Genomic DNA, 15847 nt, shown 5'->3' with positions numbered 1-15847 from the left:
GCGATGGCCAGAGCAATGGTGCGAGCGAACACTCTCGTCACCCTCCAAAGAACAGGATCGGTTGATTCCGGATCACAAAGTAGCGGAGCATTATTGCGCCAATATGCTCCCGCGCAAGGTCGGGCCCGCGCGATGACGTTTGGTCGCGACCTTCGCATGTGCGCTCCCGATCAAATTCGACAAAACTTACGTGCTTTTTGACAATCTGACACAACCCTGCGCTTTCGCGGCTTGTCTCGCCCGAGCTTTGCTGCATCTTGCCCCCCTCGTCAGTCAGAGGGCGCAGGGAAGACCGGGTGCCGGCCGGGCACCCACGGTCCACTGTGCGAAGGTTGCGCTACAAGAGGCGGCACAGCGGCATACAGGTGAAGCCCAACAACCGGCCTTCCCTGCGCAGTGGTTTGACGGCTTATGCCGAGCTCTCCCCGGGGAGCGATGCACTATTGCCCCCGTCGCCTTGCCGATGACTGATGCGCGCGCCCGGTCGGGCCGCCACATCACCGCAAGACTTGACCGCAAGACTTGGCGCACAGACCCCGGGCGCCAGGACGACACGGTTTTGCCGTACGCAGGCCGCACCGGTCGTGTGCACGAAGACCTGTCGCTCACGGTCGCCCGCCCTGCGAAAGCCTCTCGCGCCGATCCCACCTGCGTCCACCGCAGCTCACCCCGCGTGTCGTGACGATCGCGATACGCCCCTCTGACCGGGATGGGGTGGCGGATCGATACGAAAACTCCGAAATTCGGTAAATCGGAATATTTTCGCCGGCGCGGATTGACCTGCCGGCTGAGTGTCTTGCCCGACAGGCAGCACAAGGGCTGGTAAGGATGGGCTGCCACGCGCAAGCCTCTGGCGCACGATCAGGCAGTCATACTTCGTGCGGGCCAAGGTCGACCCGTGCGGTCCGTGCCAAAACGTAGAGCAGCGGCGGAACATCCCTTGCCCGCGAGCGGTACACCTGTAAGGGATGTATTTTCTGAGGTGTTCAACTAGAATATGAGTCGGGCGCGGGGGCGTGGAGCTGGACGGGCACAGATGGCGCGCTGGAAGCAATCGTGGAGCGAGGAAGACCTCAACCGACTCAGGGAGCTTGCAGGCACCAAGCCGATCACGACCATCGCGAGAGAGCTCGGACGGACCACGGGGACGGTGCTCGCGAAGGCGATCGAGCAAAAGCTCCCCGTCATCTGTCGTGTCGAGCGAGGGGCGCAGTAACGGGACTCGCGATGAACCTGGAATTCCGGCCGGTCAGCGCCAGCGTTTCACGTCGCTCCCACCCATGCGATCCCGCGTCAGGCTTGACGATTGGCTAGCCCCGAAGGGGATCATTTTCCGCGACAGCGAGTTCTAACCGATTGCCTTGGTTGGAGCCGCCATGACCGTCAATTTCGACACGCTGAAAGCCTCGCTCGTTCTCTATGGGCTGAACGCGATCTACGCGATCCTGCTGCTCGCCATCGGCTGGTACCTGTCCGGCACGATGCAGCGTTTCGTCACGCGCGTCCTGAGCGTCACGCATCGCGTCGATCCGCTGGTGACGTTGTTCGTGGGTAGCCTTGCGCGCTATGGCGTGCTCGCGGTGGTCGGCATCGCCGTGCTGCAGCTCTTCGGCATCCAGACCGCAAGCCTCGTCGCCGTGCTGGGCGCTACATCTCTCGCCATCGGCCTGGCGTTGCAGGGCACGCTCTCCAATCTCGCTGCCGGCGTGATGCTGCTGTTGTTCCGGCCCTTTCGCATCGGCGACGACGTCGAGGTCGCGGGCAAGGCGGGCAAGGTGAGGTCGCTGTCGCTGTTCATGACCGAACTCGTCGCGGCCGACAACACGCAAATCCTGCTGCCGAACGGACAGGTGTGGGGTGCAGCGATCGTCAACCACAGCGCCTATCCCGGCACGGGCGAGGTCAAAGTGGCGTTTCCGGTCCCGGCCGGTGCCGCTTCGGCGCTGGCCGATCGGATCCTGACGGAGCTGCGCAATGACTCCCGCATGGACGATCAGGCTGCGCCTGCTGTCAACATCTCCAGAGTGGTCGATGTCGCCAATCCGGCGTCGCCGATCGTGGAGTTGACGGTCAGCGCGAAGGCCAAGCCGTCACAGGCGGACGCGGTCAGGCAGTGCGTGCTCGACCACGCCAGCGCGCTGCTCGCGGCGTAGGCGTTTCGGCGGCGCAGGTCTTTCAGCCTCGCGGCGAACGCGGCGGCCTGCGCTTCACCGCATGCCGGCGCGGCGAGCGGGTCACCCGCGGGCGCAGGCGGCTTGCGGCGGCACGTTGCGGCTTGGCCGCGACTTGCGGACCGCGGGCGAGCTCCATCAGCATGCGCAGCGCCTCGACCACCGAGCGGGCGCGCACGGCGCTGCGGCCGATCGCGCCAAAACGCTGCTCGCGATGGATGATGCGGCCATCGCGCGCGGCGGCGGCGAAGTGCACGAGACCGACCGGCTTGCCGGGCGTGGCGCCGCCGGGGCCGGCAATGCCGGTGATGGCGACGGCGAGATCGACATCGGCGCGCTCCAGCGCGCCGATCGCCATTGCGGTTGCGGTCTCCTTGCTGACCGCACCGAAGTTCGTCAACGTGCTCGCTTCGACGCCAAGCATCGCGCGCTTGGCGTCGTTGGAATAGGTGACGAAGCCGCGGTCAATGACGTCAGACGAGCCGGGGATGTCGGTCAGTGCGCCGGCAACCAAGCCGCCGGTGCAGGATTCCGCAGTCGCGATCGTCAGCTTGCGCATCCGGCACAGATCGAGCAGCGAGCGGGAGAGGGCGCGTGCGTCGCTGCCGCCCATGGCCTAGACGCTCCAGGTCTTGTCGCTAAACGGCAGGCGGATGGTGGCGCTCGCGGTGGCCGCGATGCCCTCCTCACGCCCGGTGAAGCCGAGGCGCTCGCTGGTCGTTGCCTTCACTGCGACGCGGGAGATGTCGACGCCGGAGATCTCGGCGATGCGCGCACGCATGGTGTCGCGCAAGGGGCCGATCTTCGGCCGCTCGCAGATCAGCGTCACCTCGAGATTGGCGACACGGCCGCCGCGCTGGGCGACGCGCTCGATGGCGTATTTCAGGAACTGGTCGGAGGAGGCGCCCTTCCATTTCGCATCGCTCGGCGGGAAGTGCGAGCCGATGTCGCCGTCGGCGAGCGCGCCGAGAATGGCGTCGACCAGCGCATGCAAGCCGACATCGCCGTCGGAATGGGCCAGGAACCCCTTGGTGTGCGGCACGCGCACGCCGCAGATCATGACATGGTCGCCTTCGCCGAAGGCGTGCACGTCGTAGCCGGTGCCGGTCCTGATGTCGCCGAGCAGGGCAGCCAGGCGCGCTTCCTCGCGCACGAAATCCTCGGGAGTGGTGAGCTTCATGTTGGCAACATCGCCCTCAAAGGTTGCGACCGTCAATCCCGCCCATTCGGCAATCGCGGCATCGTCGGTGAAATCAGAGCGACCGTCCTTCGCCGCGCGACGATGCGCCTCGAGGATGACGTCGAAACGAAAGGATTGCGGCGTCTGCGCGATTCTGAGGCGCGCGCGGTCCGGCGTGTCCTCGACATTGCCGCCCTCACCGGTGAGCTTGATGGTGTCGGTGACGGGCACGACCGGGATCGCAGCGCCAGTGCAGCCCGCCGCTTCGATCGCGCGCGAGATCACGCCTGCCGAGACGAAGGGGCGGGCGGCGTCGTGGATCAGCACGATGTCCGGCCTGTGCTTCGCCAGCGCTTCGAGGCCGGCGAGCACCGAAGCCTGACGGGTGGCGCCGCCATTGGTCGGCGGCTCGTGCCTCAGCCCTGCGACCGCTGCGGTGAACATGGCGCTGTCGTCGGGGTTTACCACCGGCTGCACTGCCGATATCTCCGGGTGGCGGCTGAACGCCTCCATGGCGCGATAGATCACCGGCGCACCGCCAATCTCGCGATATTGCTTGGGCCCGCCGGCACCCGCACGCAGTCCGCGCCCTGCTGCGACGAGAACGACTGCGGTGCGCTGTGATTTCGCCATAGGACTCAATTACTCAGTTGCTCATTAAGGAGTCGGGGAGGGGATTGCCGGCATGCCTCTAGCACGGCAGGCCCGCAAAAAAAGGGGGTTTCCCCGGATTGTGGGAAACAGCATTTTGCTGCACTGCACTTGAAAGATTTGCAGAACTGTCTAAACTGTAGGCATGACGCTTGACTGCACAAGAATTGTGCGCAAGATAGATCATGGCAGGCGCGATGAGGCCCTGCACAGTCAACGAGACCCCTGTGACCGGCTCGGCAGTATCCGGCTCTAAGCCGTTGAAAATAGGCGATATTGATATCGCCACCCCGGTCTTCCTGGCACCGATGTCGGGTGTGACTGACTCGCCCGTCCGTCGGCTGGCCGCCGAGCTTGGAGCGGGTCTGGTCGTGTCCGAAATGACCGCGAGCGATGAGCTCGCCAATGGCCACCGGATGTCCCGGTTGCGCTGCGAAGCCACAGGCATCGGCCCGCATGTGGTCCAGCTCGCCGGCTGCGAGACGCACTGGATGGCCGAAGGCGCCCGGATCGCCGAAGCTGAAGGTGCCGATATCATCGACATCAACATGGGCTGTCCGGCCCGCCACGTCACCGGCGGCCAGTCCGGCTCGGCCTTGATGCGCGACCTCGACCATGCCGTCAGCCTGATCGACGCGACGATCGCGGCGGTGAAGGTGCCGGTGACGCTGAAGATGCGGCTCGGCTGGGACGACCGCACGCGCAACGCGCCGGAGCTGGCGCGGCGCGCGGAAGCCGCAGGAGTCCGGCTCGTCACCGTCCATGGGCGCACCCGCTGCCAGTTCTACAAGGGCGAGGCCGATTGGGGCGCGATCCGCGCCGTACGCGAGGCCATCTCCATTCCGCTCGTCGTCAACGGCGACATTACGTCGTACGAGAAGGCGCTCGCAGCATTGGAGGCCTCGGGCGCCGATGCCGTGATGATCGGCCGTGGTGCGCAGGGCCAGCCCTGGCTGCCCGGCCAGATCGGCCGCCGCCTGCAGGGCGGGGCCGAGGAAGCGATGCCCTCGCTCGAAACGCAGCTGCATTATGTCCGCACGCTCTATGATGGCGTCTGCGCGCTCTATGGCCTGCGCGTCGGACTGAGGCATGCCCGCAAGCATCTGAGCTGGGCACTCGACGTCGCGGCGCAGGTGAGCCGTGCGCCGGCGGAGAAGCTGAAATCCTGGCGCCAAAAGATCCTGGTCTCGGAGGATCCGCGCCTCGTTCACAATTCACTACAAGACGCCTTCGACGACTTCGCATGGAGCGCTGCTGCATGAGCTCAGCCGCTGAACATCGTCGGCCGCTTCAGTCCGACAGCGACGCGATCCTGGACGCCTTGCCCAATCCCGTGCTCATGATCGGGCCGGATGGCAAGATCGTCGCCGCCAATATCGCAACCGAAGCCTTCTTCGAGATCTCGACGCAGTTCCTGAAGCGGCAGTCGTTGAAGGAGCTGGTGCCGTTCGGCAGCCCCTTGCTGGCGCTGATCGACCAGGTGCGCTCGTCGAATTCGCCGGTCAACGAATACAAGGTCGATCTCGGCACGCCGCGCATGGGCGGCGATCGCCAGGTCGATCTGCACGTGGCTCCTCTCACGGAGCGGCCGGGCCACATCGTGGTGATGCTCCAGGAGCGCAGCATTGCCGACAAGATGGACCGCCAGCTCACCCATCGCAGCGCCGCGCGCTCGGTGATCGCGCTCGCCGCGATGCTGGCGCACGAGATCAAGAATCCGCTGTCCGGCATCCGCGGCGCCGCGCAGCTTCTGGAACAGCAGGCCTCGTCCGAGGACCGCATGCTGACGCGGCTGATCTGCGACGAGGCCGACCGCATCGTGACGCTGGTCGACCGCATGGAGGTGTTCGGCGACGAGCGTCCCGTGGTGCGCGGCCCCGTCAACATCCATTCGGTGCTCGACCACGTGAAGCGGCTGGCGCAGTCGGGCTTTGCCCGCAACATCCGCTTCGTCGAGGACTACGATCCCTCGCTGCCGCCGGTGCTGGCGAACCAGGATCAACTGATTCAGGTGTTCCTCAACCTCGTGAAGAACGCCGCCGAAGCCCTGATCGACGTTCCCGACGCCGAGATCCAGCTCACCACCGCGTTCCGCCCCGGCGTGCGCCTGTCAGTCCCCGGTCAAAAATCCAGGGTATCCCTGCCGCTGGAATTCTGCGTGAAGGACAACGGGCCAGGCGTGCCGGACGATCTTCTGCCCAACCTGTTCGATCCCTTCGTGACCACCAAGCAGACCGGCTCGGGTCTCGGCCTGGCGCTGGTCGCCAAGATCGTCGGCGATCACGGGGGCATCATCGAATGCGAATCTCAGCCGCGCAAGACCACCTTCCGCGTGCTGATGCCGATGTATTCCACATCGGTGAAACATGCCGATCAAAGCAGTCGCGACGGCTCTGCCGGAAATTCGTCGCCTGCGTCACAGGGGGCAAAATGAGGATCAACGATGCCCGCAGGTAGCATTCTCGTAGCCGATGACGATACCGCCATCCGCACCGTTCTCAATCAGGCACTGTCCCGCGCCGGTTACGAGGTGCGGCTGACCGGCAATGCCGCAACGCTGTGGCGCTGGGTCAGCCAGGGCGAGGGCGACCTCGTCATCACCGACGTGGTGATGCCGGACGAGAACGCTTTCGACCTGCTGCCGCGGATCAAGAAGATGCGGCCGAATCTGCCCGTCATCGTCATGAGCGCGCAGAACACGTTCATGACGGCGATCCGCGCTTCCGAGCGCGGGGCCTACGAATATCTGCCGAAGCCCTTCGATCTCAAGGAGCTGATCGCCATCGTCGGTCGCGCGCTCGCCGAGCCGAAGGAGCGGACCTCGACGCCGGACGAAGATGCCGAGATGGAGGCGATCCCGCTGGTCGGCCGCTCGCCGGCGATGCAGGAAATCTACCGCGTGCTGGCGCGCCTGATGCAGACCGACCTCACTGTGATGATCACGGGTGAGTCCGGCACCGGCAAGGAACTGGTGGCGCGGGCGCTGCACGATTACGGCAAGCGCCGCAACGGCCCCTTCGTCGCGGTCAACATGGCGGCGATCCCGCGCGATCTCATCGAGTCCGAATTGTTCGGGCACGAGCGCGGGGCCTTCACCGGCGCCAACACTCGCGCCTCCGGCCGGTTCGAGCAGGCCGAGGGCGGCACGCTGTTTCTGGATGAGATCGGCGACATGCCGATGGAGGCGCAGACCCGCCTGCTGCGCGTGTTGCAGCAGGGCGAATACACCACCGTCGGCGGCCGCACGCCGATCAAGACCGACGTGCGCATCGTCGCGGCCTCCAACAAGGATCTGCGGGTCCTGATCCAGCAGGGCCTGTTCCGGGAAGATCTGTTCTTCCGCCTCAACGTCGTGCCGCTGCGGCTGCCGCCCTTGCGCGAGCGCATCGAGGATCTGCCGGATCTGGTGCGGCACTTCTTCACGCTGGCCGAGAAGGATGGGTTGCCGCCGAAGAAGCTCGACACGCTGGCGCTGGAGCGGCTGAAGCAGCACCGCTGGCCCGGCAACGTGCGCGAGCTGGAAAATCTCGCCCGGCGCCTTGCCGCGCTCTATCCGCAGGACGTGATCACGGCCTCCGTCATCGACGGCGAGCTGGCGCCGCCCTCGGTCAGCCCGGGCGCCGCGGTCCAGCAGGGCGTCGATAATCTCGGCGGCGCCGTGGAAGCGTATCTATCCTCGCACTTCCAGGGCTTTCCGAACGGCGTGCCGCCGCCCGGCCTCTATCACCGCATTCTCAAGGAGATCGAGGTGCCGCTGCTCACGGCCGCGCTGGCCGCCACTCGCGGCAACCAGATCCGCGCCGCCGACCTGCTCGGCCTCAACCGCAACACGTTGCGCAAGAAGATCCGGGATCTCGACATCCAGGTCTATCGGAGCGGGGGCTAGTCTCTCGAAGCGGACGGTGGCTCAGCTCCCCCTACCATGGTGGAGCTGAGCCTGTCCGGATCGCGCTGGCCGTTGTGGCTGACGCGGTGAGCAGAAGTCGGAGCGGGCAGAAATGTTCCGCGGTCACACAAGAATGGGACCTTCCGCCACCGGTGGCGGCGAACACATTCACCTGATGATTGCACCTGTGGGCGGCAGGACGCGCGCGACGTGCGCCATCGGCTCCTGCAGGCCGGGACCGTTGACCAGCAGATCGGCGGCGACGATCAGCAGCAGAACGGCAGAAATCATGATCGCGAGAAAGAACCTGTCCATCTCGGACAAGCCGCAGCGGCGGGAATCCGTTCCCGCTGGTTAGCCTGCCTGTGGATTTCGCCGGTCTGCCGTGGGCGTCACGCCGCGGAATTGTCGCAATTCGGCAACAATGTGGTACGAATACATCAGTATCCGCCCGTCGCGGACCCGTTTTCATCACCACCATTGCCGGAATGACCAGCGCAGATACCTCGGCCGCACACTTTGACACGGCCCCAGCGGAGGAGCCCCGGCGTTGGTCGGTGCGACGCTGGCTGGCACCCTTTGCCGTCGCGCTGGCGCTGCTGTCGGCCCTCCTGACCTTCCTGGTCCTGACCGGCCTGACCAGGATCGATCCGACGCCCGAGGTCGTCCGCTCGTTCTACCTGATTAACGCTGCGACGATCCTGCTCCTGGTGGGGATCATCGTCAGGGAACTCTGGCAGCTGATCCTGGCGCGGCGGCGGGGAAGGGCGGCGGCGCGCCTCCATGTCCAGATCGTCAGCCTGTTCTCGATCGTGGCGGTGCTGCCGGCGGTGCTCGTCTCCGTCGTTGCCAACGTCACCATCGAGCGCGGCCTCGACCGGTTGTTCTCCGGCCCGACCAGGGAGGTGATCCAGAACTCGCTGACGATCGCGCGCGCCTATATGCAGGACCACGCGCAGCTGATCCGCGGCGACATTCTAGGCATGGCCAACGATATCGCGCACGCAAGGCCGCTCTACGACCAGGATCGCCGCTCGTTCCGGGAGATGCTGACGGCGAGCGCCGCCTCGCGCAATTTGCCGGGCGCGATGATCATCGACAAGAACACCAATATCCTGGAATCCGCTGACACCGGCATGCGGCTGGCTTATTCGCCGCCCGCGCCGGACTTCCTGAGCAACGTCAACGAGAACGAACCCGAGATCGCGGTCCTGCCGGACGCGAGCTTCGTTGCCGCGGTGATCCGCCTGCGCGCCTTCAACGACACCTTCCTCTATGTCGCCCGTCCGCTCGATCCGAACGTCGTCAATCAGCTCAAGCAGACCGAAGTCAGCGTCGCCGAATACGCCCAGATCGAGTCACGCCGCCTCGGCATCCAGGTCGCCTTCGCGCTGATGTTCGCGGTGATCGCGCTGACCATTCTGATGGCGTCGGTGCTGATCGGCCTCAACTTCGCCAACTCGCTCGTCTCACCGATCCGGCGGCTGATGAACGCGGCGCAAACGGTCTCGACCGGCGACCTCCATGTGAAGGTGCCCGTGCATCAGTCGGAAGGCGATCTCGCCCAGCTGGGCGAGACTTTCAACAAGATGACGCAGGAATTGCGCAGCCAGCGCGACGAACTGGTCAATGCCAGCGACCTCATCGACAGCCGCCGCCGCTTCATCGAGGCCGTGCTGTCCTCGGCGAGCGCCGGCATCATCGGCGTCGATGCTTCCGGCAGCGTCGGCATCCTCAACCGCTCGGCCGAGAAGCTGATCGGGCACTCAGAAGCGGAGACGCTGGGCCATCCGCTCTCGGACGTGCTGCCCGAGCTCGACGAGATGATGAAGACGGCGCGGGAGGGGACCCAGCGCCTGGTGCAGGGCCAGATCACCATCACCCGGGACGGTGCCGAGCGCAATCTGTCGGTCCGCGTCAGCGCCGAGAAGAACCAGCCGCACGACAGCTACATCATCACGCTCGACGACATCACCGAACTCGTCTCGGCACAACGGACCTCGGCCTGGGGCGACGTGGCGCGCCGCATCGCCCACGAGATCAAGAATCCGTTGACGCCGATCCAGCTCTCCGCCGAGCGCATCCGCCGCAAGTTCGGCAAGTCCATCACCGAGGTCAAGGACAAGCAGATCTTCGACCAGTGCACCGACACCATCGTGCGCCAGGTCGACGACATCAGGCGCATGGTCGACGAGTTCTCGCGCTTTGCGCGGATGCCCAAACCGGTCATGGAAGGCGAGGACGTCGCCGACACGGTGCGGCAGGCGGTGTTCCTGATGAAGGTCGCCCATCCCGAAATCGATATCGAGGCCGAGTTCAAGGACGATCCGCTCCGCGCCCAGTTCGACCGGCGGCTGATCTCCCAGGCGGTCACCAACATCATCAAGAACGCCACCGAGGCAATCGAGCAGGTTCCTCCCGAGGAGCTCGGCAAAGGCCGAATCGACGTCGTGGTGTCGCGCGAGGGCGACGACGTGCTGATCGACGTCATCGACAACGGTATCGGCCTGCCGAAGGTCGCGCGCTCGCGCCTGCTCGAGCCGTACGTCACCACGCGTGCCAAGGGCACGGGCCTGGGGCTGGCCATCGTCGGCCGCGTGCTGGAGGACCATGGCGGGCGGATCGAGCTGAAGGACGCCTCCGACTTCCGCGAAGGCCAGCGCGGCGCCTGGATGCGGATGCGCTTTGCGATCTCGGGGCAACCCGCGAAATCCGGGGGCGCCGAGCCGGCGCCCAACGAGGCAACCAAGCCGGAAAACAAGGCAGCGGTCACGGAATCCGTGAACAAATCCAGCAGCGAGCTGGAAACAAAAGAGCCGCCTGCCGGAACCAAAGAGCCGGCTGAAAAGACCAATGAATCAACGAAAATCGAAGCCTCAACGGGCAGCTGACAACACAGGCGCGATCCATGGCAAGTGAAATTCTGATTGTCGATGATGAGGCCGATATTCGGGATCTCGTTGCGGGCATTCTCGAAGACGAGGGGTTCGTGACCCGGACCGCACGCGACAGCGATACGGCGCTCGCCGAGATTGCCAATCGGCGGCCGCATCTCGTGTTTCTCGACATCTGGCTGCAAGGCTCCAAGCTCGACGGCTTGCAGCTGCTGGAGCAGGTCAAGAAGGACAATGCTGATCTGCCGGTCGTGATGATCTCCGGCCACGGCAACATCGAGACCGCGGTCGCCGCGATCAAGCGCGGCGCCTACGATTTCATCGAGAAGCCGTTCAAGGCTGACCGGCTGATCCTAGTCGCGACCAGAGCGCTGGAGAACTCGCGACTCAAGCGCGAGGTCAAGGAGCTGAAGCAGCTCGCGCCGAGCGCGAGCCAGCTCGTCGGCCGCTCGCCCAGCATGAACCAGCTGCGTCAGACCATCGAGCGTGCGGCGAAGGCCAACAGCCGCATCCTGATCGTCGGCCCCGCCGGCGCCGGCAAGGAATTGACCGCTCGCACGCTGCATACGGCCTCGGGCCGCGCCGACGGTCCCTTCGTGGTGATCAACGCGGCGGCGATCACGCCCGAGCGCATGGAGCACGAGCTGTTCGGCATCGAGCAGTCCAATGGCGAGCAGCCGCGCAAGCCTGGTGCGCTCGAGGAAGCCCATGGCGGCACGTTGTTCATCGACGAGATCGCCGACATGCCGCGCGAGACCCAGAACAAGATTTTGCGCGTGCTGGTGGAGCAGTCGTTCCAGCGCGTCGGCGGTACCGCCAGGGTGCAGGTCGACGTGCGCATCATCTCCTCGACCGCGCGCAACCTGGAGGAGGAGATCGCGGCCGGCCGTTTCCGCGAGGACCTCTATCACCGGCTCTCGGTGGTGCCGATCCGCGTGCCCGCGCTGTCGGAGCGGCGCGAGGACATTCCGGAATTGATCGACTATTTCATGGAGCAGATTTCCGCCGGCAGCGGCCTTCCCAAGCGCCAGATCGGGCAGGACGCGATGGCGGTGCTGCAATCCCATGTTTGGCCCGGCAATGTGCGTCAGCTCCGCAACAACGTCGAGAGGGTGATGATTCTCGCGGCAGGGGGGCCGGAGGTCATCATCACGGCCGACATGTTGCCGCAGGACGTCGGCTCGATGGTGCCGGCGATGCCGACCAGCAACAATGGCGAGCACATCATGGGCTTGCCGCTGCGTGAGGCGCGCGAAGTGTTCGAGCGCGACTATCTAATTGCGCAGATCAGCCGTTTTTCAGGAAATATTTCCCGTACGGCCGAGTTCGTTGGCATGGAACGCTCGGCGCTGCATCGGAAGCTGAAAGCGCTCGGCGTCGGCTAGTGCGATTTCGAGCGGAGTGGAGACCGGTTCGCGTCAAGAAAACGCGTCAAAACAACAATCTAGCCCGCGGCCAGGCGTCAGGAGTAGGCGAGTAAGATCATCGATTTCCGTAGTTTTCCGGGACAATAGGGCGTGGCCTGCCGCGTGAAGCGGCTTGCCTAATATCCCGACCTGTCCTCTAATCGAACCGCTGTTCCTTCCGAGGGGGATCTCATGAGGGACAGCAACTGGGAGAGGCCCCGAACGTCACAAGAGGGCCGCAACCGGCGCAATAAAAAGAAACTCAAAGCGAGAAAAAAACAATGGCGGCAGACCGCGCACAAAACCTACAGGACACATTCCTTAATCACGTTCGCAAAACCAAGACGCCACTGACGATCTTTCTGGTCAACGGAGTGAAGCTCCAGGGCATCGTGACCTGGTTCGACAATTTCTGTTTGCTGCTGCGGCGCGACGGTCACTCGCAGCTGGTCTACAAGCATGCGATCTCGACCATCATGCCGGGCGCACCCATCCAGTTGTTCGAAGGCGGCGAGGATCAGCCGGCTTGAGAGTGATTTGATTGGAACCCCGGAGTTTCGACGGGGATGCCGACCGTCCGCGGTCGGCAGGGGCCAATACGGGGCGGGTGCTGGTCATCGGCCCCTATTTGCGAGTGCGCGCCGGCAGTGCCGACACGCAATCGGAAAGACACGTCCAACGCGACGCCGAGGCCCGGCTTGATGAAGCCACGGGCCTCGCGCGTGCGATCGATCTCGTCGTTGCCGACGCCATCATCGCGCCGATCGGCGAGATCCGGCCAGCGACCTACATCGGCAAGGGCAAGGTCGAGGAGATCGCCGGTCTGGTCAAGAGCCTCGATGTCGAGCTCGTGGTGATGGATTGCGCGCTGGCGCCGATCCAGCAGCGCAATCTCGAAAAGGAGCTGCACGCCAAGGTGCTCGATCGGACCGGGCTCATTCTGGAAATCTTCGGCCGCCGCGCCAAGACCAGGGAGGGCTCGCTCCAGGTCGAGCTGGCGCATCTCAACTACCAGCGCTCGCGCCTGGTGCGCTCATGGACCCATCTCGAACGCCAGCGCGGCGGTTTCGGCTTCATGGGCGGTCCTGGCGAGACGCAGATCGAGGCGGACCGCCGCCTGATTCAGGAGCGCATCTCCAAGCTCGAGAGCGAGCTGAAAAAGGTGCAGGCGACACGGCGTCTGCATCGCGCCGGCCGCCAGCGCGTACCGTATCGCGTCGTCGCGCTGGTCGGCTACACCAATGCCGGCAAATCGACGCTGTTCAACCGCCTGACCCGCGCCGACGTGCAGGCGGCCGACATGCTGTTTGCGACGCTCGACCCCACCTTGCGCGCGCTCAACCTGCCGCATGGCGGCAAGGCGATGCTGTCCGACACCGTCGGCTTCATCTCCAACCTGCCGACCCAGCTCGTCGCCGCCTTCCGCGCCACGCTGGAGGAGGTGCTGGAGGCCGACGTCATCCTGCATGTCCGCGACATCTCGCATGAAGACGCTGAGGCGCAGCAGAGCGACGTCGATGCCGTTCTGCGTCAGCTCGGCATCAACCCCGATGATAGTGGCCGCATTATCGAAGTCTGGAACAAGATCGATCGGTACAATGCCGAGCAACGCGAAGAGCTTCTGAACATCGCCGCGCGCAGGCCGGAGGATCATCCGGCGATGCTGGTTTCAGCCGTGACAGGCGAGGGAGTCGATGCACTGCTCGCCGCGATCGAGGAACGCCTCGCCGCCAAACGCACCACGCTCGATCTCTCCGTCGACGCCTCGGACGGTGCCGGCATCAGCTGGCTGCACCGCAATGCCGAGGTCCTGTCGAAGGAGCTGCACGACGGCCGCTTCGACATGACCGTACGGGTGGACGCGACCAAGCGGGACATCGTGGTGAACAGGTTCGACGCCGTGCCGCATCACGCCACATAGCCGGTGTCGTCCCGGCGAACGCCGGGACGACAGCGGAGCTAGCGGCGCACGTCCTTGCCTCCCTCTGAGGCTAGCTTCTCCTTACCCTTCGCCGCATTCCACAGCGCGTCCATCTCCGCCAGCGACGCCTGTTCGAGGCTTCGACCCTGCGCCTCCAGCATCCGCTCGATATAGGCGAAGCGCCGCTCGAATTTCGCATTGGTCACGCGGAGTGCGCTTTCCGGATCGGCGTCGACATGGCGGGCGAGGTTGACGAGGGCGAACATCAGGTCGCCGGTCTCTTCCGCAATCTCCTGCTTGTCGTCGCGGTCCAATGCCGCCTCGATCTCGTCGGCTTCCTCGCGGATCTTCTGCAAGACCGCGCGCGGGTCGTTCCAGTCGAAGCCGACGGTGGAGGCCTTGCGCTGCAGCTCTATCGCCCGCGTCAGCGCGGGCTGGCCGGCCTTCACGCCCGACAGCAGCGATTGGTGCGACGGCGCTTCTTCCGGCGGCCGGCGTGCGGCGCGTTCGGCTTTCTCCTCGGCTTTGATGCGATCCCAAACCTCCTTGACATGCGAGGAGGCGAGATTGCCGTCCTTGTCGGCGAAGACATGGGGATGGCGGCGGATCATCTTGCGGGTGATGGCTTCGACGACGTCACCAAAATCGAACGCCTTCTGCTCCGAAGCCATCTGGGCGTGGTACACGACCTGGAGCAGGAGATCGCCGAGCTCCTCGCGCAGATCGTCGAGATCGCCGCGGGCGATGGCGTCGACCACCTCATAGGCTTCCTCGATCGTGTAGGGCGCGATCGTCGCAAAATCCTGCTCGAGGTCCCAGGGGCAGCCGGTGACCGGCGTGCGCAGCGCCGCCATGATCTCGATCAGGCGGGAAATCTCGCGGGAAGGGGTCATTGCGGGGCAGTCTCCTGGGTCCGCAACCTTATGCCAAAACCGGGCCGGCGTTCCCAGCCCGGTACGGCGGAACAGGCCGATTTCCACCGATTGGCGAGTAGGTCGCGCAATGCTAAAGCGCGGGCCATGAGTGACGCATTTTCATCCGAGACCGCACTGGTGCTGTTCTCCGGCGGCCAGGATTCCACCACCTGCCTGGCCTGGGCGCTCAGCCGCTTTGCCCGCGTGGAGACGCTGGGGTTCGACTACGGCCAGCGCCATGCCATCGAGCTCGCCTGCCGCGAGCGGTTGTTCGACGGCATCAAGGGGCTGAGCGCGGATTGGGCCGCAAGGCTCGGCGAGAGCCACACGCTGTCGATCCCGACGCTGGCGGCCGTGTCCGAAACGGCCCTGACGCGCGACGTCGCGATCGCGATGGGTGCGGACGGGCTGCCCAATACGTTCGTGCCCGGCCGTAACCTCATCTTCCTGACCTTCGCCGCAGCGCTGGCCTATCGACGCGGGATCAGCCACATCGTCGGCGGCATGTGCGAGACCGACTATTCCGGCTATCCCGATTGCCGCGACGAGACCATCCGCGCCATGCAGGCCGCGCTCTCACTCGGCATGGCCAGAAAGTTCGAGCTGCATACCCCCTTGATGTGGATCGACAAGGCCGCGACCTGGCAGCTCGCGCATGACCTCGGCGGCGACGGCCTCGTCGATCTCATCCGCGAGCACTCCCACACCTGCTATCTCGGCGAACGCGGCGCGCAGCACGAGTGGGGCTATGGCTGCGGCGAGTGCCCGGCGTGCAGCCTGCGGGCGAAGGGGTGGCAGGAGTTCGCGGCGGGCAGATGATGCCG

General features: G+C 65.1%; 14 protein-coding genes. 10 read left to right on the top strand and 4 right to left on the bottom strand.

Annotated elements, in window-relative coordinates; translation table 11 throughout:
* Positions 1–1036: 1036 nt before the first annotated feature.
* Complete coding sequence (locus XH96_RS20600; RefSeq protein WP_194387420.1) at positions 1037–1216, top strand: hypothetical protein; 180 nt, start codon at positions 1037–1039, stop codon at positions 1214–1216.
* 160 nt (positions 1217–1376) lie between these two features.
* Positions 1377–2153: a mechanosensitive ion channel family protein gene (locus tag XH96_RS20595; protein WP_194387419.1), complete on the top strand. Its 777-nt coding sequence runs from the start codon at positions 1377–1379 to the stop codon at positions 2151–2153.
* A 22-nt stretch (positions 2154–2175) separates the two neighbouring features.
* On the opposite strand, the gene XH96_RS20590 is transcribed toward XH96_RS20595, so the two are convergent.
* The gene (locus tag XH96_RS20590) at positions 2176–2784 is read right to left on the bottom strand and encodes a CinA family protein (RefSeq protein WP_194387418.1); all 609 of its coding nucleotides are present in this window, start codon (positions 2782–2784) and stop codon (positions 2176–2178) included.
* Positions 2785–2787: 3 nt separating this feature from the next.
* The gene (locus XH96_RS20585; RefSeq protein WP_194387417.1) at positions 2788–3984 is read right to left on the bottom strand and encodes a bifunctional 2-C-methyl-D-erythritol 4-phosphate cytidylyltransferase/2-C-methyl-D-erythritol 2,4-cyclodiphosphate synthase; all 1197 of its coding nucleotides are present in this window, start codon (positions 3982–3984) and stop codon (positions 2788–2790) included.
* 278 nt (positions 3985–4262) lie between these two features.
* Here XH96_RS20585 and dusB point away from each other — a divergent pair, with 278 nt between their 5' ends.
* From dusB to ntrC, 3 genes are read left to right on the top strand one after another with little or no spacing between them, the layout of a single operon-like run.
* The gene (gene dusB, locus XH96_RS20580; protein WP_194394200.1) at positions 4263–5264 is read left to right on the top strand and encodes a tRNA dihydrouridine synthase DusB; all 1002 of its coding nucleotides are present in this window, start codon (positions 4263–4265) and stop codon (positions 5262–5264) included.
* Positions 5261–6436: a nitrogen regulation protein NR(II) gene (locus XH96_RS20575; protein ID WP_194387416.1), complete on the top strand. Its 1176-nt coding sequence runs from the start codon at positions 5261–5263 to the stop codon at positions 6434–6436. The genes dusB and XH96_RS20575 overlap by 4 nt, the downstream gene beginning before the upstream one ends.
* A gap of 9 nt (positions 6437–6445) precedes the next feature.
* Complete coding sequence (gene ntrC / locus XH96_RS20570; protein WP_025036261.1) at positions 6446–7888, top strand: nitrogen regulation protein NR(I); 1443 nt, start codon at positions 6446–6448, stop codon at positions 7886–7888.
* Positions 7889–8056: 168 nt separating this feature from the next.
* On the opposite strand, the gene XH96_RS20565 is transcribed toward ntrC, so the two are convergent.
* Positions 8057–8203: a hypothetical protein gene (locus tag XH96_RS20565; protein ID WP_194387415.1), complete on the bottom strand. Its 147-nt coding sequence runs from the start codon at positions 8201–8203 to the stop codon at positions 8057–8059.
* A gap of 173 nt (positions 8204–8376) precedes the next feature.
* Between XH96_RS20565 and XH96_RS20560 the strand changes: the two genes are divergently transcribed.
* From XH96_RS20560 to hflX, 4 genes are all read left to right on the top strand, one after another.
* Positions 8377–10779 (top strand): PAS domain-containing sensor histidine kinase, encoded by a 2403-nt coding sequence (locus XH96_RS20560; RefSeq protein ID WP_194387414.1) that lies wholly within the window; start codon positions 8377–8379, stop codon positions 10777–10779.
* Between the two features lie 17 nt (positions 10780–10796).
* Positions 10797–12167: a sigma-54 dependent transcriptional regulator gene (locus XH96_RS20555; protein ID WP_131868639.1), complete on the top strand. Its 1371-nt coding sequence runs from the start codon at positions 10797–10799 to the stop codon at positions 12165–12167.
* 302 nt (positions 12168–12469) lie between these two features.
* Positions 12470–12718 carry an RNA chaperone Hfq gene (gene hfq / locus XH96_RS20550; RefSeq protein WP_007591126.1) on the top strand — a complete coding sequence of 83 codons (249 nt, stop codon included), beginning with the start codon at positions 12470–12472 and terminating at the stop codon, positions 12716–12718.
* An 11-nt stretch (positions 12719–12729) separates the two neighbouring features.
* Positions 12730–14109: a GTPase HflX gene (gene hflX / locus XH96_RS20545; protein ID WP_194387413.1), complete on the top strand. Its 1380-nt coding sequence runs from the start codon at positions 12730–12732 to the stop codon at positions 14107–14109.
* A 38-nt stretch (positions 14110–14147) separates the two neighbouring features.
* Here the strand turns inward: hflX and mazG are convergent, their stop codons facing one another.
* A complete protein-coding gene (gene mazG, locus XH96_RS20540; protein WP_194387412.1) occupies positions 14148–15002 on the bottom strand; it encodes a nucleoside triphosphate pyrophosphohydrolase in 855 nt (284 codons plus the stop codon).
* Between the two features lie 126 nt (positions 15003–15128).
* On the opposite strand from mazG, the gene queC reads away from it, so the two are divergent.
* Positions 15129–15842, top strand: coding sequence for a 7-cyano-7-deazaguanine synthase QueC (gene queC, locus XH96_RS20535; RefSeq protein ID WP_194387411.1), 714 nt, complete (start codon positions 15129–15131; stop codon positions 15840–15842).
* Positions 15843–15847 lie beyond the last annotated feature (5 nt).

Origin of the sequence: Bradyrhizobium sp. CCBAU 51765 (genome assembly GCF_015291725.1) — a bacterium.
Taxonomy (GTDB): Bacteria; Pseudomonadota; Alphaproteobacteria; order Rhizobiales; family Xanthobacteraceae; genus Bradyrhizobium; species Bradyrhizobium liaoningense.
Note: the sequence above shows the minus strand (reverse complement) of the source record. Positions and strands in the feature narration are given on the sequence as shown.

Coding starts and splice junctions, on each gene's coding strand:
- XH96_RS20595 (WP_194387419.1), top strand. CDS start 1,377: ATGACCGTCAATTTCGACACGCTGAAAGCCTCGCTCGTTCTCTATGGG.
- queC (WP_194387411.1), top strand. CDS start 15,129: ATGAGTGACGCATTTTCATCCGAGACCGCACTGGTGCTGTTCTCCGGC.
- XH96_RS20600 (WP_194387420.1), top strand. CDS start 1,037: ATGGCGCGCTGGAAGCAATCGTGGAGCGAGGAAGACCTCAACCGACTC.
- ntrC (WP_025036261.1), top strand. CDS start 6,446: ATGCCCGCAGGTAGCATTCTCGTAGCCGATGACGATACCGCCATCCGC.
- mazG (WP_194387412.1), bottom strand. CDS start 15,002: ATGACCCCTTCCCGCGAGATTTCCCGCCTGATCGAGATCATGGCGGCG.
- hfq (WP_007591126.1), top strand. CDS start 12,470: ATGGCGGCAGACCGCGCACAAAACCTACAGGACACATTCCTTAATCAC.
- XH96_RS20560 (WP_194387414.1), top strand. CDS start 8,377: ATGACCAGCGCAGATACCTCGGCCGCACACTTTGACACGGCCCCAGCG.
- XH96_RS20585 (WP_194387417.1), bottom strand. CDS start 3,984: ATGGCGAAATCACAGCGCACCGCAGTCGTTCTCGTCGCAGCAGGGCGC.
- XH96_RS20555 (WP_131868639.1), top strand. CDS start 10,797: ATGGCAAGTGAAATTCTGATTGTCGATGATGAGGCCGATATTCGGGAT.
- XH96_RS20575 (WP_194387416.1), top strand. CDS start 5,261: ATGAGCTCAGCCGCTGAACATCGTCGGCCGCTTCAGTCCGACAGCGAC.
- XH96_RS20565 (WP_194387415.1), bottom strand. CDS start 8,203: ATGGACAGGTTCTTTCTCGCGATCATGATTTCTGCCGTTCTGCTGCTG.
- XH96_RS20590 (WP_194387418.1), bottom strand. CDS start 2,784: ATGGGCGGCAGCGACGCACGCGCCCTCTCCCGCTCGCTGCTCGATCTG.